Source organism: Streptomyces sp. NPDC048172 (assembly GCF_043202595.1).
Taxonomy (GTDB): Bacteria; Actinomycetota; Actinomycetes; order Streptomycetales; family Streptomycetaceae; genus Streptomyces.
This window is the reverse complement of sequence record NZ_JBIDAT010000001.1, coordinates 333,658-355,943: the sequence shown is the minus strand read 5'-3', so window position 1 is coordinate 355,943 and position 22,286 is coordinate 333,658. Positions and strand designations below refer to the sequence as shown.

The 22,286-nt window shown below is 72.8% G+C and carries 19 protein-coding genes; 8 read left to right on the top strand and 11 right to left on the bottom strand.

What is annotated here, in order from left to right; genetic code table 11:
- Nucleotides 1-16 precede the first annotated feature (16 nt).
- From ACGF3A_RS01690 to ACGF3A_RS01680, 3 genes are all read right to left on the bottom strand, one after another.
- Nucleotides 17-2,236, bottom strand: a complete 2,220-nt coding sequence (locus ACGF3A_RS01690) for an NADP-dependent isocitrate dehydrogenase (protein ID WP_393724671.1) — start codon at nt 2,234-2,236, stop codon at nt 17-19.
- 111 nt (nt 2,237-2,347) lie between these two features.
- Nucleotides 2,348-2,863, bottom strand: a complete 516-nt coding sequence (locus tag ACGF3A_RS01685) for a DUF3017 domain-containing protein (protein WP_393724669.1) — start codon at nt 2,861-2,863, stop codon at nt 2,348-2,350.
- Nucleotides 2,749-3,624 (bottom strand): bifunctional methylenetetrahydrofolate dehydrogenase/methenyltetrahydrofolate cyclohydrolase, encoded by an 876-nt coding sequence (locus ACGF3A_RS01680; RefSeq protein WP_393724667.1) that lies wholly within the window; start codon nt 3,622-3,624, stop codon nt 2,749-2,751. The genes ACGF3A_RS01685 and ACGF3A_RS01680 overlap by 115 nt, the downstream gene beginning before the upstream one ends.
- Nucleotides 3,625-3,806: 182 nt before the next feature.
- Here ACGF3A_RS01680 and ACGF3A_RS01675 point away from each other — a divergent pair, with 182 nt between their 5' ends.
- The 6 genes from ACGF3A_RS01675 to ACGF3A_RS01650 all read left to right on the top strand — a co-directional run bounded on the left by ACGF3A_RS01675 (nt 3,807) and on the right by ACGF3A_RS01650 (nt 8,666).
- A complete protein-coding gene (locus ACGF3A_RS01675; RefSeq protein WP_393724665.1) occupies nt 3,807-4,556 on the top strand; it encodes an FHA domain-containing protein in 750 nt (249 codons plus the stop codon).
- Nucleotides 4,557-4,620: 64 nt separating this feature from the next.
- Nucleotides 4,621-5,259, top strand: a complete 639-nt coding sequence (locus ACGF3A_RS01670) for a hypothetical protein (protein WP_393724663.1) — start codon at nt 4,621-4,623, stop codon at nt 5,257-5,259.
- Nucleotides 5,260-5,358: 99 nt separating this feature from the next.
- Nucleotides 5,359-6,126, top strand: coding sequence for an FHA domain-containing protein (locus tag ACGF3A_RS01665; protein WP_393724661.1), 768 nt, complete (start codon nt 5,359-5,361; stop codon nt 6,124-6,126).
- Nucleotides 6,123-7,523 (top strand): protein kinase, encoded by a 1,401-nt coding sequence (locus ACGF3A_RS01660; protein WP_393724659.1) that lies wholly within the window; start codon nt 6,123-6,125, stop codon nt 7,521-7,523. The genes ACGF3A_RS01665 and ACGF3A_RS01660 overlap by 4 nt, the downstream gene beginning before the upstream one ends.
- Nucleotides 7,524-7,608: 85 nt before the next feature.
- Complete coding sequence (locus tag ACGF3A_RS01655; RefSeq protein ID WP_393724657.1) at nt 7,609-8,226, top strand: M23 family metallopeptidase; 618 nt, start codon at nt 7,609-7,611, stop codon at nt 8,224-8,226.
- Nucleotides 8,227-8,243: 17 nt separating this feature from the next.
- A complete protein-coding gene (locus tag ACGF3A_RS01650) occupies nt 8,244-8,666 on the top strand; it encodes a peptidase inhibitor family I36 protein (RefSeq protein WP_393724655.1) in 423 nt (140 codons plus the stop codon).
- Between the two features lie 67 nt (nt 8,667-8,733).
- Here ACGF3A_RS01650 and purH read toward each other — a convergent pair whose 3' ends face one another.
- Both purH and purN read right to left on the bottom strand, forming a co-directional pair.
- A complete protein-coding gene (gene purH, locus ACGF3A_RS01645) occupies nt 8,734-10,296 on the bottom strand; it encodes a bifunctional phosphoribosylaminoimidazolecarboxamide formyltransferase/IMP cyclohydrolase (protein ID WP_393724653.1) in 1,563 nt (520 codons plus the stop codon).
- Entirely contained in the window at nt 10,289-10,936 is a 648-nt protein-coding gene (gene purN, locus ACGF3A_RS01640; RefSeq protein ID WP_393724651.1) for a phosphoribosylglycinamide formyltransferase, read from the bottom strand. The genes purH and purN overlap by 8 nt, the downstream gene beginning before the upstream one ends.
- Nucleotides 10,937-11,138: 202 nt before the next feature.
- On the opposite strand from purN, the gene ACGF3A_RS01635 reads away from it, so the two are divergent.
- On the top strand, nt 11,139-12,077 hold the full coding sequence (locus tag ACGF3A_RS01635) for a hypothetical protein (RefSeq protein WP_393724650.1): 939 nt from the start codon (nt 11,139-11,141) through the stop codon (nt 12,075-12,077).
- A 10-nt stretch (nt 12,078-12,087) separates the two neighbouring features.
- Here ACGF3A_RS01635 and ACGF3A_RS01630 read toward each other — a convergent pair whose 3' ends face one another.
- Nucleotides 12,088-13,770, bottom strand: a complete 1,683-nt coding sequence (locus ACGF3A_RS01630) for a DUF6350 family protein (RefSeq protein ID WP_393727088.1) — start codon at nt 13,768-13,770, stop codon at nt 12,088-12,090.
- 135 nt (nt 13,771-13,905) lie between these two features.
- Between ACGF3A_RS01630 and ACGF3A_RS01625 the strand changes: the two genes are divergently transcribed.
- Complete coding sequence (locus tag ACGF3A_RS01625; protein WP_393724648.1) at nt 13,906-15,129, top strand: sigma factor-like helix-turn-helix DNA-binding protein; 1,224 nt, start codon at nt 13,906-13,908, stop codon at nt 15,127-15,129.
- A 95-nt stretch (nt 15,130-15,224) separates the two neighbouring features.
- Here ACGF3A_RS01625 and sucD read toward each other — a convergent pair whose 3' ends face one another.
- From sucD to ACGF3A_RS01600, 5 genes are all read right to left on the bottom strand, one after another.
- Nucleotides 15,225-16,109 (bottom strand): succinate--CoA ligase subunit alpha, encoded by an 885-nt coding sequence (gene sucD / locus ACGF3A_RS01620; RefSeq protein WP_393724646.1) that lies wholly within the window; start codon nt 16,107-16,109, stop codon nt 15,225-15,227.
- 23 nt (nt 16,110-16,132) lie between these two features.
- Entirely contained in the window at nt 16,133-17,305 is a 1,173-nt protein-coding gene (gene sucC, locus ACGF3A_RS01615; RefSeq protein WP_393724644.1) for an ADP-forming succinate--CoA ligase subunit beta, read from the bottom strand.
- Nucleotides 17,306-17,521: 216 nt separating this feature from the next.
- Nucleotides 17,522-18,754, bottom strand: a complete 1,233-nt coding sequence (locus tag ACGF3A_RS01610) for a VWA domain-containing protein (protein ID WP_393724642.1) — start codon at nt 18,752-18,754, stop codon at nt 17,522-17,524.
- Nucleotides 18,751-21,153 carry a DUF5682 family protein gene (locus tag ACGF3A_RS01605; RefSeq protein ID WP_393724640.1) on the bottom strand — a complete coding sequence of 801 codons (2,403 nt, stop codon included), beginning with the start codon at nt 21,151-21,153 and terminating at the stop codon, nt 18,751-18,753. Before ACGF3A_RS01605 ends, ACGF3A_RS01610 begins: the two co-directional genes overlap by 4 nt.
- On the bottom strand, nt 21,150-22,256 hold the full coding sequence (locus ACGF3A_RS01600) for an AAA family ATPase (protein ID WP_393724638.1): 1,107 nt from the start codon (nt 22,254-22,256) through the stop codon (nt 21,150-21,152). Before ACGF3A_RS01600 ends, ACGF3A_RS01605 begins: the two co-directional genes overlap by 4 nt.
- Nucleotides 22,257-22,286 lie beyond the last annotated feature (30 nt).

Below are 22,286 nucleotides of genomic sequence, written 5' to 3'. Positions count from 1 at the left end.
GCGTGCGGACCAGGCGTCAGCCGAGCTTCGCCAGCGCCTCGTTGAGGAGGCGCGACGGGCGCATGACCGCGCCCGCCTTCGCGTCGTCCGGCTGGTAGTAGCCGCCGATGTCGGCCGGGTGGCCCTGGACGCCGATCAGCTCGTCGACGATGGCCTGCTCCTGCTCGCCGAGCGTGCCGGCCAGCGCGGCGAACGCCTCGGCCAGCGCGGTGTCCTCGGTCTGCGCCGCCAGCTCCCGCGCCCAGTACAGGGCGAGGTAGAAGTGGCTGCCGCGGTTGTCGAGGCCGCCGAGCTTACGGCTGGGCGACTTGTTCTCGGCCAGGAACGTGCCCGTCGCGCGGTCGAGGGTGTCCGCGAGGATCTGGGCGCGCGCGTTGTCCGTCGTCTGCGCGAGGTGCTCGAAGGAGACGGCCAGCGCGAGGAACTCGCCCAGGCTGTCCCAGCGCAGGTAGTTCTCCTTGACGAGCTGCTGCACGTGCTTGGGGGCCGAGCCGCCCGCGCCCGTCTCGAAGAGACCGCCGCCGTTGATCAGCGGGACCACCGACAGCATCTTGGCGCTGGTGCCCAGCTCCAGGATGGGGAAGAGGTCGGTGAGGTAGTCACGGAGCACGTTGCCGGTGACGGAGATCGTGTTCTCGCCGCGGCGGATGCGCTCCAGCGAGTACGCGATGGCCTTCTCGGGGGCCATGATCTCGATGGTCAGGCCCTCGGTGTCGTGCTGCGGCAGGTACTTCTTGACCTTGGCGATGAGCTGCGCGTCGTGGGCGCGGGTCTCGTCCAGCCAGAAGACGGCCGGGTCGCCGGTCGCGCGGGCGCGGGTGACGGCGAGCTTGACCCAGTCCTGGATCGGCACGTCCTTGGTCTGGCACATCCGGAAGATGTCGCCCTCGCCGACCTGCTGCTCCAGGACGGTGTTCCCGGCGCCGTCGACGGCGCGGACCGTACCGGCCTTCGGGATCTCGAAGGTCTTGTCGTGGCTGCCGTACTCCTCGGCCTTCTGCGCCATGAGGCCGACGTTCGGCACCGAGCCCATGGTGGCCGGGTCGTAGGCGCCGTTGGCGCGGCAGTCGTCGATGACGACCTGGTAGATCCCGGCGTACGAGGAGTCCGGGATGACCGCGAGGGCGTCCTGCTCCTGGTCGTCCTTGTTCCACATGTGGCCGGAGGTGCGGATCATCGCGGGCATCGAGGCGTCGACGATGACGTCGCTCGGCACGTGCAGGTTGGTGATGCCGCGGTGCGAGTCGACCATGGCCAGGTCCGGGCCCTCGGCCTGCTCGGCGTCGAAGGACGCCTTGATCTCGGCACCGTTGGGCAGGGCCTCCAGGCCCTTGTAGATGCCGCCCAGGCCGTCGTTCGGGGAGAGACCGGCGGACGCGAGCGCCTCGCCGTACTTCTCGAAGGTCTTCGGGAAGAACGCGCGGACGACGTGGCCGAAGATGATCGGGTCGGAGACCTTCATCATCGTCGCCTTGAGGTGCACCGAGAAGAGCACACCCTCGGACTTCGCGCGCGCGACCTGCTCGCCGAGGAAGGTACGGAGCGCGGCGACGCGCAGCACGGCGGCGTCGACGACCTCGCCCGCGAGGACCGGGACGGACTCGCGCAGCACGGTGGTGGTGCCGTCGTCGCCCACCAGCTCGATGCGGAGGGTGCCGTCGGCCTCGACGACCGTGGACTTCTCGGTGGAGCGGAAGTCGTTCTCGCCCATCGTCGCGACGTTCGTCTTCGACTCGGGGGTCCAGGCGCCCATGCGGTGCGGGTGGGCCTTGGCGTAGTTCTTGACCGAGGCGGGGGCGCGGCGGTCGGAGTTGCCCTCGCGCAGCACCGGGTTGACGGCGCTGCCCTTGACCTTGTCGTAGCGGGCGCGGATCTCGCGCTCGTCGTCGGTCTTCGGCTCGTCCGGGTAGTCCGGGAGGGCGTAGCCCTTCTCCTGGAGCTCGGCGACGGCGGCCTTGAGCTGCGGGATCGAGGCCGAGATGTTCGGCAGCTTGATGATGTTCGCGCCGGGGGTCTTCGCCAGCGCGCCCAGCTCCGCGAGGGCGTCCTCGATGCGCTGGCCCTCCTCCAGCCACTCCGGGAAGCCGGCGATGATCCGCCCGGCCAGCGAGATGTCGCGGCTCTCCACGGAGACCCCGGCGGTCGAGGCGTACGCCCTGATCACAGGCAGGAACGAATACGTCGCCAGGGCCGGGGCCTCATCGGTCTGCGTATAGATGATGGTCGAGTCAGTCACCGGTACTCCGCTTCACGCGCTTCACGTAGGTCCATCGTCTCGATATCAAGATATCTCGTTGCCTCCGCTGGCGGATACCGGCCCCCGTCGCCCCCTGCCGACTACGCTCCGTCACCTGCCCACGACGAAGTGGACGATGTCCTCCAGGAACGGGAGCCTGAGCCAGGGCCTGGGCTGGGCCATCATCGCCAGCAGCACGATGGCCGTGCCCAGCACGCCGTACGTCACCAGGTCCGTGAAGCGCGACCGTACGGCCAGCATGCCGACGGACGGCAGGCACCAGCGCAGCGCGGCGCCGCCCAGCATCGAGGCGCCGATGATCAGCGTCCCGGCGCGGAACTGGGCGATCGTGACGAGGACGCCGACCAGCACCCCCGCGCACACGACGAGCAGCGGCCACTGCCGGTACGGCGCCGCGTGCTCGCCGCCCATCGCCCGGCCGCCGCCCTCCGGACGCGCCGTGGTCCGGGTCAGCGTCGGGAACCGGCGCGACTTCGCCGCCCTCACCGCCCTCACGACTCCGCCGGCTCCGCGGACTCCGCCGCGCGCTCGGCCGCCTCCACCACGTTCACCAGGAGCTGGGCGCGGGTCATCGGGCCGACGCCGCCGGGGTTGGGGGCCACCCACGCGGCCACGTCGCGCACGCCGGGGTGGACGTCGCCGACGATCTTGCCGTTCTCGTCGCGGCTGACGCCGACGTCGAGGACGGCCGCGCCCTGCTTCACGTCCTCGGGCTTGACCAGGTGCGGGACGCCCGCGGCGGCGACCACGATGTCGGCCCGGCGCAGGTGCGAGGACAGGTCGCGGGTGCCGGTGTGGCACTGGGTCACGGTCGCGTTCTCGCTGCGGCGGGTGAGCAGCAGCGGCATCGGGCGGCCGATGGTGACGCCGCGGCCGACGACCACGACCTCCGCGCCGTTGATCTCCACGCCGTACTGGCGCAGCAGCCGGATGACGCCCGCCGGGGTGCACGGCAGCGGCGCCTCCTTGCCGAGCACGAGACGGCCGAGGTTCGTCGGGTGGAGCCCGTCCGCGTCCTTGGACGGGTCCATCAGCTCCAGCACGCGGTTGGTGTCGATGCCCTTGGGGAGCGGGAGCTGCACGATGTAACCGGTGCAGGCCGGGTCCTCGTTCAGCTCGCGGACCACGGCCTCGATGGCCTCCTGCGAGGCGGACTCGGGCAGGTGGCGCTGGATCGAGTTGATGCCGATCTGCTGACTGTCGCGGTGCTTGCCCGCGACGTACTTCTGGCTGCCGACGTCCTCGCCGACGAGCACGGTGCCGAGCCCCGGGGTGATGCCCCGGGCCTTCAGCGCCTCGACGCGCACGGTGAGATCGGACTTGATCGCGGCTGCTGTGGCCTTGCCATCGAGAATCTGGGCGGTCATGGGCCCATCCTCGCGGATCCGGGTCCCTGGTCTCCAATCGGCCGTACGGCGGCGGAGATCCGTACGGAGCCCTCAGGACCGTCCCGCGCCCGGACGTACGGCCGGTCGGCGCACCGCTGTGCCCCCGTGCCACCCCTACGCTCCGTTGTGATCCGACACCGTGTGTCAGTAGGCTGCCGAGGATGTTCAGCGTCATCGTCGTCCCTGACGGCTGCCGGGGTCCGGAGCAGCGGGAACAGCAGCGCCGGCTGGAGCCGGGGCAGACCCTGCGCTTCGGACGCGCGGAGCCCGCGGACGCCGGCCTCCCCATCCTCCATCCCGACGTCCCGCCCGCCGCGGGCGAGCTGACCGCGACGGGTGCCTTCTGGACCCTGAGCAACTTCAGCCGCGACCGTACGTACGTCGTGGCGGACCCGGAGGGGGACGGGGACCACATCAGCGTCGGGCCCGGACGGGCCGACGCGCCGGTGCCGTTCGAGTTCGCGCGGGTCAGCCTCGCCGACGCCGAAGAACACCCCGGCTTCGACGTCCTCGCGCCCCGCCACGACTACCTCGGCTATCCGGAACCGCCGGGCCCCGTGCACCGGGACGCGGGCGAGCCCTTCCCCGTGCCGTTCCCGCTCGACCACGCCCGGCACTACTTCCTGGTGCTCGCCGCGCTCTGCGAGCACCGGCTGCGCGGGGCCCTTCCCGAGGCGCCGACGCCGACGGCCGGGGAGCTGGCCGAGCGGCTGCGCGCGGTCTGGCCCGGGGTCACCGAGGCCGACATCGCCTGGAACCTCGACTACCTCGGGGTCAAGCTCCGCCTCAAGCTGCCCTCGACGCGGCTCAACGGGCGGCGGGAGACGCGCGAGTCCCTGGTCGCACTCGCTCTCCGGTTCGACCTGGTACGCGAGGAACATCTCGCCTGCCTGGAGGGCCAGTTGGTGTGAGTCCCCCACAGAAGGGGACATGACAGGCTGGACAGTCCGCCGCCCCACCGCCCACCATGAGCCCGTGAGCTACCCACCGCCCCCTCCGGGCCAGTCGCCCAACCCGTACGCCGGTCCGCCGCAGGGCGCTCCGGCCCCACAGGGCCCGTACGCCCCGCAGGGCTACCCGGCACCGGCGCCGATGCCCGGACCGCAGGGCCATCCCGCGTACCCGGCGTACCCCGGCGGCCCGATGAACGGCATGCCCGGCATGCCCGGCATGGTGCCGCCGAAGGCGAGCATGCCCGGCATCACCATCGCCGCGCGCGTCCTCCTCTTCGTCGCGGGCGCGATATGGGGGATCATGGCGGTCGGCTTCCTGATCGCCGCCATGGCCGCGAGCGACGCCGCTGACGCGGGCTTCGGAGAAGCCTCCATCGGGCTCGTCATGGTCTTCTCCCTCGTCTTCGCGGCGATGTCGGCGCTGCACATCGTGCCCGCCTCGCTCTTCGGCAGGGGCCGCGTGGGCACCCGCGTCACCGCGATCGTCGCCGCCTCGCTCAACACGCTCTGCGCGGTCCTCGGCTTCCTCGGCTCCCTCACCCCGGGGCGCGCGGAGGCCAATCCGCTCGCCGCCGTGCTGTGGCTGGCGGTGTCGGTCTGCACGATCGTCTTCTGCTCGATGTCCCCGTCCGGCCAGTGGTTCGGGCGTCCCCGCTACTGAAACCTCCCGGGCACGCCTTTCGGCGGCGCCCGAAATACTGGAGAACGAGCGTTTTCCGTCCCTACCCTGGCGATCAGCCAACGGGGGGACGAATCGCCCATGTTCAGCATCATCGTGGTACCGCCTGGCAACGACGCGCCGGAGGCCCAGCTCCGGCTCGCGCCCGGAGAGAGCCTCGGCTTCGGCCGTACGGCGGACGGGGCCGGGAACCGGCTCGCGATTCCGCATCCGGGAGTCTCCCGGAACGCTGGAACCGTAACCGCCTCGGCGACCTTCTGGACCCTGAGTAATCTCAGTACCGGCCAGACCTACGTCGTGGAGAACCCGGAGGGCGCGGGCGAGCACATCAAGGTCGCGCCGGGGCGCGCCGAGGCGCCCGTGCCCTTCGAGTTCGCGCGGGTGGTGCTGCCCGCCGAGGGCGAACTGCTCACCTTCGACGTCTGGGCGCCGCGCCACGACTACGTCAGCTGCGGGAGCGACCACCCCGGCGCGGTCACCGCGCCCGCCTTCCCGCTCGACCGTTCGAAGCGCTACTTCCTCGTCCTCGCCGCGCTGTGCGAGCCCCGGCTGCGCGGCGAGCCGTACGCGGTGCTGCCCACGACCGAGCAGCTCATGGACCGGCTGCGCCCGGCGTGGCCCACGGTCGGCCGCAGCGCCGTGCAGTGGAACATCGACTACCTCGCGGTGAAGCTCCGCCTCAAGCAGCCCCCGGAGTCCGCGGACGGCGGCCCCCGGCTCAACGGCAAGAAGGAGTCGCTGGTCTCGCTCGCGCTCCGCTTCGACCTCGTACGCGAGTCCGACCTCGGCGTGCTCGGCGGGCGGCGGGAGCGGCAGGGGCTCAACGGGCAGAGGGAGGCGGCGCGATGAACCGACCCGCCGAGGACTCCTTCACGGTCGCCGTGCCCGCCGGATACCGGGTGGGCGGCTGGGAGGTGCGCGAGCCGCTCGCCTCCGGCGCCTTCGCCAGCGTGTACGCGGCGCGGCGCGTGGACCGCTCGGAGGGCCAGCCGCGTGAGGCCGCGCTGAAGTTCCTGCCCACCGGCACCCGTACGCCCCGCCAGCTCCGCCACCTCCAGGACCTCGCGCGGCGCGAGCTGGAGGTGCACCGCAGGCTGCGCCGCCCGCGCCTGATCCGGATGTACGAGGCCCTCACCGTCGACGACCCGGAGCGCCCCGCCCTCGACGGTGCGACGGTGCTCGTCCTCGAACGGGCGGAGACCTCGCTCGAAGCCCTGCTGGAAAGGAACGGCCGGAGCGCCCGGAACGGCCCCCGGCCGCTGCCGGGCGGGCCCGCGCTGCTGGCGCAGATCTGCGAGGGCCTCGCGCAGCTCCACGGCGCCGGGTGGGTCCACGGGGACCTCAAGCCCGGCAACGTCCTGCTGATGTCCGACGGGACGGTCCGGCTGGGCGACTTCAACCTGGCGGCGGAGCTGGAGGGCACGCACGCCTACGCGCCCGCGTTCGCCACCCCGGACTACACGCCGCCCGAACTGCTCTGGGCCGAGCTCGATGAGCGCGGCCAGCAGGTCAGGACCTCGGGGGACGTATGGGCGTTCGGCGTCGTGGCGCATCTCGTCCTCACGGGCACGCCCCCGCTGCCGGGCGCCACCCCGGCCGCGCGCCGTGAGTCCCTGCTCTCCTACGCGCGCGGCTCCCTCGACCTGCGGTTCTCCGAGGCGCTCCCCGCCGCCTGGCGCCCCCTCGTGGCCGACTGCCTCGCCCGTACGCACGCGGAGCGCGCCGCGCACGACGCCTCCTCGCTGCTGCGCCGGGCCGAGGACGCGGCGGGCACGGCCCGCTCCCCCAGGCTGCCGCGGCTGCGCCCGCGCCGCCTGCGGGGACGGCTCGTCCTGGGCGCCGCGGCCGGGACGGTGGCGGCGACGCTGGGCTTCGGCCTGGTCGCGTTCGACCGTGCCCCCGGCAGCGAGGTGCCCCGCGCCTCGGGCGGGTACGAGCGCTGCTCGCGCGGCAACGTCTGCTTCTTCTCCGAGCGGAACGGGGGCGGCGAGATGTGCAACTGGTGGGACAACGAACGCGACTGGCTCAGCGGCCGCGTCGTCTGCGACTGGGGTGCGGAGCGGGCGCCCGGCTCGGTGTTCAACAACGGCTACACCGAGGACGAGCCCTACCACGACGTGCGCTTCTACCGGAAGAAGGAGTACCGGGGACGGCTCGGGTGCGTACCGGCGGGCGAGAAGCGCGATCTGCCCCGGGACACCGGCACGGTGCGCTCCGTGTCGTGGGAGACCAGCTGCGCACCCTGAGAGTTCCGGGGTACGCGCGGGGCGCCGCGGCGCGGAACATCGTCAGCGTGTCCACGAACATACGCACACTCATGGGGGACAACGCATGACCACGACACGGAAGTTGAGGCGTCCGGCCCAGATCGCCGTCGCGGGCGGCGCGGTGCTCGCGCTCAGCGCCGGGATAGCCCCGGCGGGCGCGGCGGCGCTCGGCGCGCCCGCCGCCGACCGGGCCCCGGCCGCCGAGGCCGCGGCGAAGAAGAAGCCCAAGTTCCAGATGCCGTTCACCTGCAAGAGCAAGATGCGGCTCGACACCTGGGGCCACAGCCCGGCCCTCGACATCGTCAAGAAGGGCAACCCGGGCTCGTCCGGCAAGGCGGTCGTGTCCTCGTACAAGGGCAAGGTCGTCGGGACCTACTACACCAAGGGTTCCGGCAACACGATCCAGATCAAGCACAAGAACGGCTGGTTCACGGCCTACTACCACCTGAAGGACAAGGCCAGCAAGTACGTCCAGAAGGGCGACAAGGTCAAGCGCGGCAAGAAGATCGGCCGCATCGGCGCCTCCGGCGCGACCACCCACGCCCATCTGCACTACGAGCAGCGGTACAAGAAGTCCGGCAACTGGACGGACGAGAGCCACCGCAGGGCGGTCCACTTCAACGGCAAGAAGTACACGGGCCAGGGCAACACCTGGAAGAGCGTCACCAGCAAGAACTGCTGACAGCGAGGGAGATCCGCATGCGCAGGACGAAGATGGTGCTGGTCGGCATCGGCTCGGCGGCTCTGCTCGCCACCGGCGGGACAGCGACCGCGAGTGCCGCCGCGACCGCCGCGGACAGCGGCCAGCAGACCAGCTCCGCCGGACAGGCCCAGGCCGCCAAGAAGGCATGGAGCTGCACGAAGGGCAAGGTCTGCTTCTACACCGGGAAGAACGGCACGGGGAAGCGGTGCTCGACGGCCAACAGCATCAACAAGTGGTCGTCGAAGCGGTGCCAGACCTCGACGTTCAAGTCCTTCCGCAACAACGGCCACTCGGGGCACAAGGGGGATGTGCGCGGCTACACGAAGACCAACCACAACGGCAAGCACCTCACGATCGCCAACGGCGCGCGGGGCAACATGGCCAAGAAGAACCCCATCCGCTCCGTCCAGTGGTTCTGACGTAGCGACGCGGAGCGCCACGCCTGTGCGGCGTGGCGCTCCGTCATGCCGTTCGTCGGCGTCCGGCTCAGTGGAAGAAGTGCCGCGTGCCCGTCAGGTACATCGTGACGCCCGCCGCCTTCGCGGCCTCGACCGTCTGCTCGTCGCGGACCGAACCGCCCGGCTGGACGACGGCCTTGACCCCGGCCTCGGCCAGCACCTCGAAGCCGTCGGGGAAGGGGAAGAACGCGTCGGAGGCCGCGTACGCACCCCGCGCGCGCTCCTCGCCCGCGCGCTGCACCGCGAGGCGGGCCGAGTCGACACGGTTGACCTGGCCCATGCCGACGCCGACCGTGGCGCGGTCCTTGGAGAGCAGGATCGCGTTGGACTTCACCGCGCGCGAGGCGCGCCAGGCGAAGGAGAGCTCGGCCAGCTCGTCGGCGGAGAGGGCCTCGCCGGTCGCCAGCGTCCAGTTGGCCGGGTCGTCGCCCTCGGCCTGGAACGCATCCTTGACCTGCGCGAGCCCGCCGCCGTCGATCGGGCGGAACTCGGCCGGGGCCGAGGGCGCCTCGGGGCAGCGCAGCACGCGGATGTTCTTCTTCTTGGTGAGGGCCTCGACCGCGCCGTCCTCGTACCCCGGGGCGACGATCACCTCGGTGAAGATCTCCGCGACCTGCTCGGCCATCTCCTTCGAGACGGGCCGGTTGACGGCGATGACGCCGCCGAACGCCGAGAGCGGGTCGCAGGCGTGCGCGTTGCGGTGCGCCTCGGCGACGTCCGCCGCGACGGCGATGCCGCAGGGGTTGGTGTGCTTGATGATCGCGACGCAGGGCTCGTCGTGGTCGTAGGCGGCGCGGCGCGCGGCCTCGGTGTCCACGTAGTTGTTGTACGACATCTCCTTGCCGTGCAGCTGCTCTGCCTCCGCGAGACCGCCGCAACCGCCCGTGTACAGGGCGGCGGGCTGGTGCGGGTTCTCGCCGTAACGCAGCACGTTCTTGCGCTCGTACGTCACGCCGAGGAAGCCGGGGAACTCGCCCCCGTCGCCGGTGTAGTCCCCCGCGAACCAGCCCGCGACCGCGACGTCGTACGCCGCCGTGTGACGGAACGCTTCAGCGGCGAGGCGCTTGCGCGCGTCCAGGTCGAAGCCGCCGTCGGCGACGGAGCGGAGGACGTCCCCGTACCGGTCCGGGTTCACGACGACCGCCACGGACGGGTGGTTCTTGGCGGCGGCGCGGACCATCGAGGGGCCGCCGATGTCGATCTGCTCCACGCACTCGTCGGGCGCGGCGCCGGAGGCGACGGTCTGCTCGAAGGGGTAGAGGTTGACGACGACCAGCTCGAAGGGCTCGACGCCCAGCTCGGCCAGCTGCTCGCGGTGCGCTTCCAGCCGCTGGTCGGCGAGGATGCCCGCGTGGACGCGGGGGTGCAGGGTCTTGACGCGCCCGTCGAGGCACTCGGGGAAGCCGGTCAGCTCCTCCACGGCCGTGACCGGGACCCCGGCCGCCGCGATCTTCTTCGCGGTGGAACCGGTCGAGACGAGCTGGACGCCCGCCTCGTGCAGACCGCGCGCCAGCTCCTCCAGCCCCGTCTTGTCGTAGACGCTGATCAGCGCGCGGCGGACCGGCCGACGCTGCTGGCCACTCTCACTCATGTCCCAGTCTTACCTTTCGTCCCTGAATGCTGTAGCCGTCGCGGGCCAGCCGCCCGACGACGTCGACGAGCAGCCCTCGTTCGACTTCCTTGATCCGCTCGTGCAGCGCGGATTCGTCGTCCTCCTCCAGGACCTCGACCGCGCTCTGCGCGATCACGGGCCCGGTGTCGACGCCGTCGTCGACGAAGTGGACGGTGCACCCGGTCACCTTGGCGCCGTACGCGAGCGCGTCGCGGACGCCGTGGGCGCCGGGAAAGCTGGGGAGCAGCGCGGGGTGGGTGTTGACGAACCGCCCGCCGTAACGTGCCAGGAACTCCTTGCCGACGACCTTCATGAAGCCCGCGGAGACGACCAGGTCCGGCTCGTACGCCGCCGTGGCCTCGGCCAGCGCGCGGTCCCACTCCTCGCGGGTCGCGTGGTCCTTGACCCGGCAGACGAAGGTGGGGATCCCGGCCCGCTCGGCCCGCTCCAGACCGGCGGCGGTGCGGCGGTCGGCGCCCACGGCCACGATCCGGGCGCCGTAGGACTCCCCCTGCTCCGCGATGGCGTCGAGCAGCGCCTGGAGGTTGGTGCCCGAACCGGAGACCAGGACCACGAGACGGGCGGGGCGGACGGGGCGGTGGATCAGTGGCGCGGCCACGACGGGCTCTCCCTCGGAAGAGTCGGGGATTGTGTGGTCGTACAAGCACGTGGAGCGGAAGATTCCGGGGAACTCTACGAAGCGTCCGACCGTCGGCAACGATACCGGCACTCCACATGGCCCCCACGGGACGGGGGCGGATGCGAAAGGTAGCGTCGGTGTGACGGATCCGTATCTGCCGCCTATGGAAGACACACACCTGATGACCGACCGACGCCGCCGCGCGGCTTCATCCGACAGCTCCTCCCGCGAGGAGCGCGAGGACAACCCCTTCGCGCCGCCGCCGGAGGGGCAGCCGGACCAGCCGTGGCAGCCGCGCCACCAGGGCTCGGGCGACGGAGACCGGGGGAACGGGAGCGGGAACGGCGACGGGAGCGGGAACGGGGACGGGGGCCGGGACCGGGACCGGGACGACCGCGACAGGTCCTCGTCCTGGGGCAGCCAGTGGAGCAGCAAGCAGCCGGGCCGCCAGAGCGGCGGCTTCGGCGGGCTCGGCGGCAGCAACAGCGGCAGCGGTGGCGGTGGCGGCCAGGGGAACGGGGGCGGCGACGGCTCCGGCACCCCGCGCGGCATGCGCTGGGACCCCACCGACCAGCTCCAGCGGCACGCACGGTACGCCCTCCACGCGGGGATCTGGGGCCTCTTCTTCGCCCTGCTCGGTGTGCCCTACGTCGCGCTGCTGCTCGGCGCGCTGTCCCTGTACTGGGGCATCCACGCGCTGCGCGGCAAGAAGGGCGGAAGCCGGAGCGGGAGCGGGAGCGGCGGCGGTTCGCGCAGGCGCGGCCAGGTCCGCGCGACGGCCGAGGACGTCGCGGGCACCACCCGTACGGACGCCGGTACGGACACGGACGGTGACGGCGACGGGGACCGGGGCCGGGACCGGGACGAGAAGCCGGAGGCCGGTCAGATCAAGCTGTCCGTGACCCCCGAGCAGGCGGCGAAGGCGCAGAAGACGGCGGCGATCAGCGGCCTGGTGACGGCGTCGCTCACGCTCGTGATGGTCGCGGCGACCTTCACGTTCCAGATGGTCTACAGCGACTACTACACCTGCAAGGAGGACGCCCTCACCCAGTCCTCCCGCGACGAGTGCAAGCAGCAGCTGCCCGAGCAGATCCGGCCGATCCTGGAGAACCGCCCGTAGGGCGCCCGCGTCAGTGGGGGTCGCGCGGCTCGAAGTCGGGCATCAGACCGCCCGACGCCTCCTTCATCGCTGACCAGCGCATCCTGCGCGCCTCGTCGTCGTGCCACTCGTCGGTCTCGCCGTCGTAGGGAGCGGACGGGGCCGCGGACACGGACTCCCGCGCCGCCCCCGGCGTCCCGGCGGCCGCCTCAGCACTCGCTTTCGCCTTCCTCTTCGTCTTCGACTTCCTCTTCGTCTTCGCCGTCTCGGGCTTGGGGCCGGGCTCGGCCTCGGTCCCGGCCTTCTTCTCGGCCTTCCCCGTGCGCGTCGCCCGCGTCTCCCGTGCGGTGATCTTCGCGGCCTTCGCCGCCGCCCGGATCCGGCGGCGTTCCGCGCGGGTCGGACGGGCCAGCTGACGCCCGTACCACCAGCGCACGAGCAGCGCGCCCGGCACGCCCACCCCGGCGCACCACGCGAACGCCGCGCCGCACGCCTCCCACCACACGGGCCCGAAGTCCGCGAGCGTCCCCACCCCCAGCGCGCCCCCGGCCAGGGCCGCGAGGAGGGCGACGGCCAGGCCGCAGAAGGCGGCGGCGAGCAGGGCGCGTACGGCCGTCTCGCCGAGCGCCGCACGCGTACGCCCCACGCCCCACGCGCACGCGGCCCCGCCCAGCACCGGCACCGCGCCCGCCAGGCACCACAGCAGCGGCCCCGTGGCGCCGTCGTCCGGTACGGCCGCGAGCAGCGGGAACGGCGGCAGGTGCGGTGCGGTGGCGCCCCCGCCCGCGAACGGGCCCAGCTCGCTCGCCCCGCCCAGGGAGAAGCCGGGGCCGAGCCCGTACGTCAGGGCCCAGACGGCGGCGTTCGGGGCCAGCACGACGGCGAGCAGCAGCACGGAGAAGCGGCCGGACACGGAGCTCGTGAGCTGCGGAAAGCTCGACTGGACCGCGCCCAGGTGCCAGACCACGGCGCCCGTCAGCAGCACCGCGCCGCCGCCCCAGAGCGCGACGACCCCCGCGAGCCCGGCGTGCACCGAGACCTCCGCGCGCTCCTCGACGCGCTCCCCGCCCCGCTCGCTGAGCGCCTCCGGCAGCGGGCGGCCCAGCGCCGTCCACACGGAGATCCCGGCGACGGCGACGGCGAAGAGCGGCAGGTGCCAGGCCGCGCTGACCACGTCGACCTGGACGGGACCGCCGCACGTGTAGACCACGGCGGCGGCCCCGACCAGCAGATATCCGACGGTGACCCAGGCCGCGGCGGCGACGGCCGTGGCGGAGGACGCCGGTTCCCCGGCGGACTCCTCGCCCGCGTCCTCGCCGTCCCCGCCGCCCTCTCCGTCCTCTCCGTCCTCCTCCGAGAGCACGCCCGCCTCGCCGAGCCCCTCCCGGGTCGCGCGGTGCAGCAGCCACACGGGCAGCGCGGTGAGGAGCAGGGGTGTCACCCCGAGCGGCGCGGGCACGCCGGACAGGGTCTCGACGCGGACGAGTTCGACGCCGTGGGCCAGCAGCCACAGGTCGGCGGCGAGGTGCAGCGCCCCGTCGGCGCCGCTGTCGGGGTACGGGGAGACGATCCACAGCAGCAGGACGAGGACGGCGAGCGCGCCGAGCCCCAGTCCGGCGGCGACGGCGCCGCCGAACAGCCAACCGCCTGCCACGGGCAGCGGCTGACGGGCATTCAGGCCGCGCGTGGAGGGCGACGGGCCGCGATGCGTCATGTGGCTCACGTCGTCATGCTGCCAAGAACACCCGTTTTGCCCCGGTAGCAGGCGAATCATCGCTGTGTCGCACAAGCTGAGCTTCATGCACCTTTTCATGCAATCATTCGTGCACGAGCGCGCGGAGAGGCGCGCATGATGCGACGGACCGCCCCCGCCCACGAGTCGACGCCCGAGCCGTCGCCCGATTCGCCGCCCGATTCGACGTCCGAGCAGACGTCCGACGCCCCGTCAGCTTCCGCCGTCGGCACGGACGATCCGGCCGAGGAACGTCCGGAACCGGACCCCGCGACCGGGGACGCGGCCCCCGCAGACGCGGAGACCGCGGACGCCCCCGCGGATACGGACGGCGACTCCGCCGCACACGCCTTCGACCAGCTCTATCTCCGGCACGCGCGGTCGCTGACCCGGCAGGCGTATCTGCTGTGCGGGCACCGCGACGTCGCCGAGAGCGCCGTGGCGCACGCCTTCCACCTCGCCTGGGAACGCTGGCCCGAGGTCGCCGTCGACAGCGACCCGGCGGGCTGGGTGCGCGCGGCGGCGTACGAGTACGCGCTCTCGCCCTGGCACCAGTTCCGCCCCCGCAAGGGCAAGCCCGGGGCCCATCCCGGGCCGCCCGCCGACCGGGAGCTCCTGGACGCGCTGCTGCGCCTGCCGCGTACGTACCGCTCGACGCTGCTCCTGCACGACGGGCTCGGGCTGAGCCTCCCCGACACCGCCGCCGAGACCGAGGCCAGTACCCCCGCGGCGGCCGGGCGGCTCGCCCACGCCCGCGAGTCCGTCGGCGCGCACTGCCCGGAGCTGAGCGCGGCACCGGACGGGCAGCGCGGCCCGCTGCTCACCCGCCGCCTGCGCGAACTGGCCGCGGCCCAGCCCGTACGGACCACGCCGCCGCCCCTCGTACGGCGCGGCAGCGAGCACACCACGCGGCGCTGGACGCGGGCGGCGGTGGGGCTGACCGCGGTGGTGACGGCGGCGACGGCGTTCTCGCTGGTCACGGCCGACGCGCCGGACCGGCCGCCCGGGAAGTGGACGGAGCCGAAGATCACGGTGTCGCCCAGCGGCTCCGTCCCCTCGCCGAGCGCCTCCGTCCCCACGGCGCCGCCCCCGGCCGCCCCGTCGGGACAGGCCGCGCAGCCGGGGCCCGGCGAACCGGCGCTGCGGGTGCGCGAGGCGGTACGGCGGGCCGACCGCGCGTATCTGCCGCAGCTCCGCTCCACGAACGGCCGTGTGCGGCTGGAGGACATCCTGGCCAAGGAGCGGGCGGAGCAACGGGCCCGCGAGGAGGCCCTGGCGAAGCGGGCCGAGTGGGAGCGGGCGAAGGAGGAGCAGGCCCGGCAGCGGCTGCGGGAACGCTGACGGGCCCGCACCCCTCCGCCGAGGGGTGCGGGCCCGTGGTCCCGTGCCGGGGACGTCAGCCGTCGGCGTAAGCCGTGAGCGTCAGCCGTCTGGCGTCAGCCGTTGAGGCGCTCGCGCGCCAGGCGCGCGGTCTCGGACGGGGTCTTGCCGACCTTCACGCCCGCGGCCTCCAGGGCCTCCTTCTTGGCCTGGGCGGTGCCGGAGGAGCCGGAGACGATGGCGCCCGCGTGGCCCATGGTCTTGCCCTCGGGCGCGGTGAAGCCCGCGACGTAACCGACGACCGGCTTGGTCACGTTCTCCTTGATGAAGTCCGCGGCCCGCTCCTCGGCGTCGCCGCCGATCTCACCGATCATCACGATCAGGTCAGTGTCCGGGTCGGCCTCGAACGCCTTGAGGGCGTCGATGTGCGTGGTGCCGATGACCGGGTCACCGCCGATGCCGACGCAGGTCGAGAAGCCGATGTCACGCAGCTCGTACATCATCTGGTACGTCAGCGTGCCGGACTTCGAGACCAGGCCGATGCGGCCCGGCTTGGTGATGTCGGCCGGGATGATGCCCGCGTTGGACTGGCCGGGGGTGATCAGACCCGGGCAGTTCGGGCCGACGATCCGCGTCTTGTTGCCCTTCTGGGTCGCGTAGTCCCAGAAGTAGGCGGTGTCGTGGACGGCGATGCCCTCGGTGATCACGACGGCCAGGCCGATGCCCGCGTCCACGGCCTCGACGACCGCGTCCTTGGCGAACTTCGGCGGGACGAAGATGACGGTCACGTCGGCGCCCGTCTGCTCCATCGCCTCCTTGACGCCGCCGAACACCGGGACCTCGGTCCCGTCGAAGTCGACGGTCGTGCCCGCCTTGCGCGGGTTCACACCGCCGACGATGTTCGTGCCGGAGGCCAGCATGCGCTTGGTGTGCTTCTGGCCTTCCGAGCCGGTCATCCCCTGGACGATGACCTTGCTTTCCTTGGTGAGGAAGATAGCCATGGTGTGTCGGTGTCCTCGTCCCTTTACTTGGCAGCCAGCTCGGCGGCCTTGTCAGCCGCGCCGTCCATCGTGTCCACCTGCTGCACGAGCGGGTGGTTGGCGTCGGTCAGGATCTTGCGCCCGAGCTCGGCGTTGTTGCCGTCGAGGCGCACGACCAGGGGCTTGGTGACGTCCTCGCCCTTGGACTTGAGCAGCTCCAGGGCCTGCACGATGCCGTTGGCCACCGCGTCGCAGGCGGTGATGCCACCGAAGACGTTGACGAACACGGACTTGACGTCCGGGTCGCCGAGGATGATCTCCAGGCCGTTCGCCATGACCTCGGCCGAGGCGCCGCCGCCGATGTCGAGGAAGTTGGCGGGCTTGACGTCGCTGTGGTTCTCACCCGCGTACGCCACGACGTCGAGGGTGGACATGACCAGACCCGCGCCGTTGCCGATGATGCCGACCTGGCCGTCGAGCTTGACGTAGTTCAGCCCCTTGGCCTTGGCGGCGGCCTCCAGCGGGTTCGCCGCGGCCTTGTCCTCCAGGGCCTCGTGGTCGGGCTGGCGGAAGTCGGCGTTGGCGTCCAGGGAGACCTTGCCGTCCAGCGCGATGACCTTGCCGTCGCCGGTCTTGACCAGCGGGTTGACCTCGACGAGGAGGGCGTCCTCCTTGACGAAGACGTCCCAGAGCTTGACCAGGACGTTGGCGACCTGGTCGACCAGCTCGGCCGGGAACTTCGCGGCCTCGGCGATCTCACGGGCCTTGGCCTCGGTGACGCCCTCGATGGCGTCCACCGGGATCTTGGCGAGGGCCTCGGGCTTGGTGGCCGCGACCTCCTCGATCTCGACACCGCCCTCGACGGAGGCCATGGCCAGGAAGGTGCGGTTGGTGCGGTCGAGGAGGAAGGAGACGTAGTACTCCTCCGCGATGTCGGCGGTCTGGGCGAGCATCACCTTCTGGACCGTGTGGCCCTTGATGTCCATGCCCAGGATCTGGCCGGCCTTCTCCACCGCGTCCGCCGGGTCGGAGGCCAGCTTGACGCCGCCGGCCTTGCCGCGGCCGCCGGTCTTGACCTGCGCCTTGACGACCGCACGGCCGCCGAGTCGCTCGGTCACCTCGCGCGCCGCCTCGGGCGTCTCGATGACTTCACCGGCCAGCACCGGTACGTCATGCTTGGCGAAGATGTCCCTCGCCTGGTACTCGAACAGGTCCACGCGCGTCCGTCCCCTTAATCAGTGGTCTCGCGGTCGATGTCAGCGTGGGCGTGCCGCGAGGGCCGCGGCGTCCACGGATCGCGCGGCATGTCCGCCTTGCAGGTTAGCTCCGCGCGTGTGCGCTTGATAAATCGCAGCTCACACCTGAGCGGTGAGACCGGTCACAACTGGACCTCTTTCACCCCTTTGCCCCTGGTGCCCCGAAGGGGCGGGCCCTCACTGGTCCGGCGGCACCGGCAGGGCCCGCTTCTCGATGGCCGCCGCCATCACCTCGGGGAACAGGTCGGGCGTACAGGCGAAGGCCGGGGCTCCCAGCGCCGCGAGCGCCGCCGCGTGCTCCCGGTCGTACGCCGGAGTGCCCTCGTCGGACAGCGCCAGCAGCGTGACGAACTGCACGCCCGCCGCCTTCATCGCCGCGACCCGCTTGAGCATCTCGTCACGTATCCCCCCTTCGTAGAGATCGCTGATCAGCACGACGATCGTCTCGGCGGGGCGACTGATGCGGGACTGGCAGTACGCCAGGGCGCGGTTGATGTCCGTGCCGCCGCCGAGCTGGGTGCCGAAGAGCACGTCGACCGGGTCGTCGAGATCGTCGGTGAGATCCACGACGTTCGTGTCGAAGACGACCAGGCGGGTGTCGAGCGAGCGCATGGAGGCGAGGACGGCGCCGAAGACCGACGCGTAGACCACCGAGGCCGCCATCGAGCCCGACTGGTCGATCGCGAGGATCACGTCCTTCTTGACGGCCTGCGAGGCCCGCCCGTACCCGATCAGGCGCTCGGGGATCACGGTGCGGTACTCCGGGAGATAGTTCTTGAGATTCGCCCGGATGGTGCGGTCCCAGTCGATGTCGCGGTGCCGGGGGCGGGTGACCTTCGCCGAACGGTCCAGCGCGCCGGTCAGCGCCGACCTCGTACGGCTCGTGAGCCGCTTCTCCAGCTGCTCGACGACCTTCCGCACGACGGCGCGCGCGGTCTCCTTGCTGGTCTCGGGCATCGCCTTGTTCAGCGACAGGAGCGTGCCGACCAGGTGCACGTCGGGCTCGACGGCCTCCAGCATCTCGGGCTCCAGCAGCAGCGCGGACAGCCCGAGCCGGTCGATGGCGTCCCGCTGCATGACCTGCACGACGGAGCTGGGGAAATACGTCCGGATGTCGCCGAGCCAGCGCGCGGCCTGCGGCGCCGATCCGCCGAGCCCGGCCGAACGCCTGCCACCGCCGCCCTGCGCCGTGCCTGCCCCGCCCCCTCCCCCGTAGACCGCGTCCAGCGTCTTGTCCATCCCGGCGTCCGCGCCGCCCAGCGCGACGCCGGTCCCGTCGCTGCCGTCGGCCCCGCCGAGGACCAGCCGCCAGCGCCGCAGCCGCTCCTCGTCGGTGCCGGGCTCCACCTCGATCCCCGTGCCGGTGCCCGGCCCCACGTCGGTCCCGGTGCCGATTCCCGTGTCGCTCATACGCCCGCGCCCTCCCCCAGCAACAGCCTCACCGTCTCCAGCACCGCGTCCGCCCGCTCCGCGTCGAGCCCCTGGCCGAAGCCCGTGCCCGCCATGCTCCCGCCCGGCACGGCCCGCACGGCTGACGGGCGGCGCACCAGCTCGCCCAGCGAACGGCGCACCCCCGGCTCGTACTCCGCGAACGTGCGCCGCAGCAGCGGCAGGACATCCGTGAACGCGTCGCCCGGCACGCCCGACAGCCAGCCGTCCACCAGCGCGAGCAGCCGCTCGTCGTGGAGGAGGAGCATGCCGCCGCCCGCGAGGAAGCCCTCGATCCACGCCGCCGCGTCGGCGGTCGGCGTGCCCGGCGAGAGGACGAGGCCCATCAGCCGCGCCGCCTCGTCGTCGCTCAACTGTCCGTCGTCCAGCAGCAGCCGCGCGCAGCGGCCACGGAGCAGCCCCGGCATCAGATCGCGCCGCGCCAGCCCGCGCAGCATCGCGCGCCACCGCTCCATCAGCCCGGCGGCCGTCCCCTCGGCGCCGTCCTGTCCGCCCGTCTCCTCATCCGCGCCCGCGCCCGCACCCTCGCTCTCGCCCTCGCCCGTACGCTCGCGGGCGAGCAGGCCCACCGCCTGGTGGGCGGCGTCGAGATGGGCGCGCATGTCGCGCGCGCCCTCGTCGTCCAGGCCGACGCAGGCGGGCGGGAGGCCCACGCACACCCGCTCGGCGAGGCCCTCGGCGACCCTGCCGAGCGCCCGCGCGTCGGTGCCCCGCACATCCCCGTACCGCACGGTGCGGACGAGGGCCGGGAGCGCCTGGGCGAGCCTGCCGACGTCCGACTCCAGGGCCGCGCGGTCGGCGAGGACGCGCATGACGTCCGGCAGCGCCTCGGGCAGCTCCGCGAGCAGGCACAGCTCCGCGAGAGCGGTGACCTCGGCCAGCGGCGGATCCGACTCCAGCACCTGGGAACGGGCCTTGGCGACGGCCGCCTCGTGCACGGTCGTCCCCCAGACGCCCGCCTCCGCGACCCGCACGGACAGCTCCGGCTCCCAGCGCAGCCGCCAGCTCTCGCGGAACGTGCCCGTGCTCTCCGTGCGCGAACGCGACGGCTCGCCCCAGTCGACCCCGAGCAGCCGCAGCCGGTGCAGCAGCCTGCTGCGCGCGGCGTCGGTCTCCTTGCGCAGGTCGAGGTCCAGCTCGCGCTCGGCGGCCTCCGGCTTGAGCCGCACGGAGCGCTGCTGGCGGGCCAGATCGCGCTGGAGCGGCACGGCCGGAGCGGCGTCCGGGACCTCGCCGAGCACATCGCCGACGATCAGCCGGTCCTGGATCAGGCCGAGCGGGACGTCGGAGCCCTCGCACATCACCGCACGGATCGCGTCGGTGGTCTCGGTGAGCCCGGCGAGGGGGCGCCCGCGCATCGCCGCCAGGGTGTCCGCCAGCCGCACGGCCTCGATGACATGGGCCGAGGAGACGCCCCGGTCCTCCTCCCTCAGCAGGCCCGCCACCTTGGTCATCCACCGCTCGACCGGGCGGTCGGGCGCGGAGAACAGATGGCTGTACCAGCCCGGGGAGACGATGCCCGCCCCGTACCCCGAACGGCGCGCGAGGCGGCGGTGCGTCCAGGGCACCCAGGTGATCTCCGCCTTCACCTTGGGGAGGCCCTTGAGGAGCTGCCGGTCGGCCGTCGCCGTCGTACGCGCCGTGAGCGCGGGGACGTGCCAGGCGCCGCAGACGACCGCCGTCGCCGCGTCGCCGAACTCCTTGCGCGCCTCCCGCAGCCGGAGCCGCATATGGGCCTCGCGCACCAGGTCCCGCCGGTGCCCGCCGTCGCCGTGCGCCTCGCGCAGCGCCCCCATCGCCTCACCCAGCGCCGCGAACGGGGCGACGGGGTCCGCCCGTCCCACGCCCCGGTGCTCGACGACGTCCTCCCACCAGCGCTCCGGGTCGTCGTACCCGGCGGTCTCGGCGAGCACCGCGATGGGGTCGATACGGACGGCGTCCTCCGCGCCCTCCTCCGGCTCCGCGCCCTCCTCCGGCTCCGCGCCCGCCTCCGGCTCCAGGTCCGCGTCCGTCAGCGCCAGGGCGTGGGCCGCGGGCAGGTCCATGAAGCGGACCGGCACCCCGCGCTCCAGGGCCCAGCGGATCGCGACCCACTCCGGGGAGAACTCGGCGAGCGGCCAGAAGGCGGCCTTCCCCGGCTCGTTGACCGCGTGGGCCAGCAGCGCCACCGGGGGCACCATCTGCTCGTCGGCCGCGAGCTGGACCACGGCGTCCGCCTCGGGCGGGCCTTCCACGAGGAGGACCTCCGGCTCGCGCGCGGCGAGCGCGGCGCGCACCGCGCGGGCCGAGCCCGGGCCGTGGTGCCGGACGCCCAGCAGCAGCGGGCCGCCCCCGTCCTTCTCCGCCGCCGCTGCCGTCATCCGGTCACCTCACGGCACGCGCGGTAGAAGTCCTTCCAGCCGTCGCGCTCGCGCACGACCGCCTCCAGATACTCCTGCCAGACCACCTTGTCGGCCGCCGGGTCGCGGACGACGGCGCCGAGGATGCCCGCCGCGACATCGCTCGCGCGCAGCACGCCGTCCCCGAAGTGCGCGGCCAGGGCGAGGCCTCCGGTGACGACGGAGATCGCCTCGGCCGTCGAGAGCGTCCCGGAGGGCGACTTGACCTTGGTGCGGCCGTCGGTCGTGACCCCGTCGCGCAGCTCGCGGAAGACGGTGACCACGCGCCGGATCTCGTCGAACCCCTCGGGCACCGCGGGCAGATCGAGCGAGCTGCCGAGCTGGTCGACCCGCCGGGAGACGATCTCGACCTCGGCCTCGGCCGTCTCGGGCAGGGGCAGCACGACGGTGTTGAAGCGGCGGCGCAGGGCGCTCGACAGCTCGTTGACCCCCCGGTCGCGGTCGTTCGCCGTCGCGATCAGGTTGAACCCCCTCACCGCCTGGACCTCTTGGCCCAGCTCCGGGATCGGGAGTGTCTTCTCGGACAGGACGGTGATCAGCGTGTCCTGGACGTCCGCCGGGATACGGGTCAGCTCCTCGACGCGCGCGGTCATCCCGTCCCGCATCGCGCGCATCACGGGGCTCGGCACCATCGCGTCGCGGCTGGGGCCGTGGGCGAGCAGCTGTGCGTAGTCCCACCCGTAGCGGATGGCTTCCTCGGCGGTGCCCGCCGTGCCCTGCACCAGCAGCGTCGAGTCACCGCTGACGGCGGCGGCCAGGTGCTCGGAGACCCAGGTCTTCGCGGTGCCCGGCACGCCGAGCAGCAGCAGCGCCCGGTCCGTGGCGAGCGTCGTCACCGCGACCTCGACGATGCGGCGCGGGCCCACGTACTTGGGCGAGATCACCGTGCCGTCGCTCAGCTCGCCGCCGAGCAGATACGTCGCCACGGCCCACGGCGACAGCTTCCAGCGCTCGGGGCGCGGGCGGTCGTCGGCCGCCGCAAGCGCCTTCAGCTCCTCGGCGAAGGCGTCCTCGGCGTGCGGCCGCAGCGCGGCGGCCTGGTCAGCGACAGGACTCTCGGTCACAACTCCCCCTCTGAGCATGGCGAATGGAGG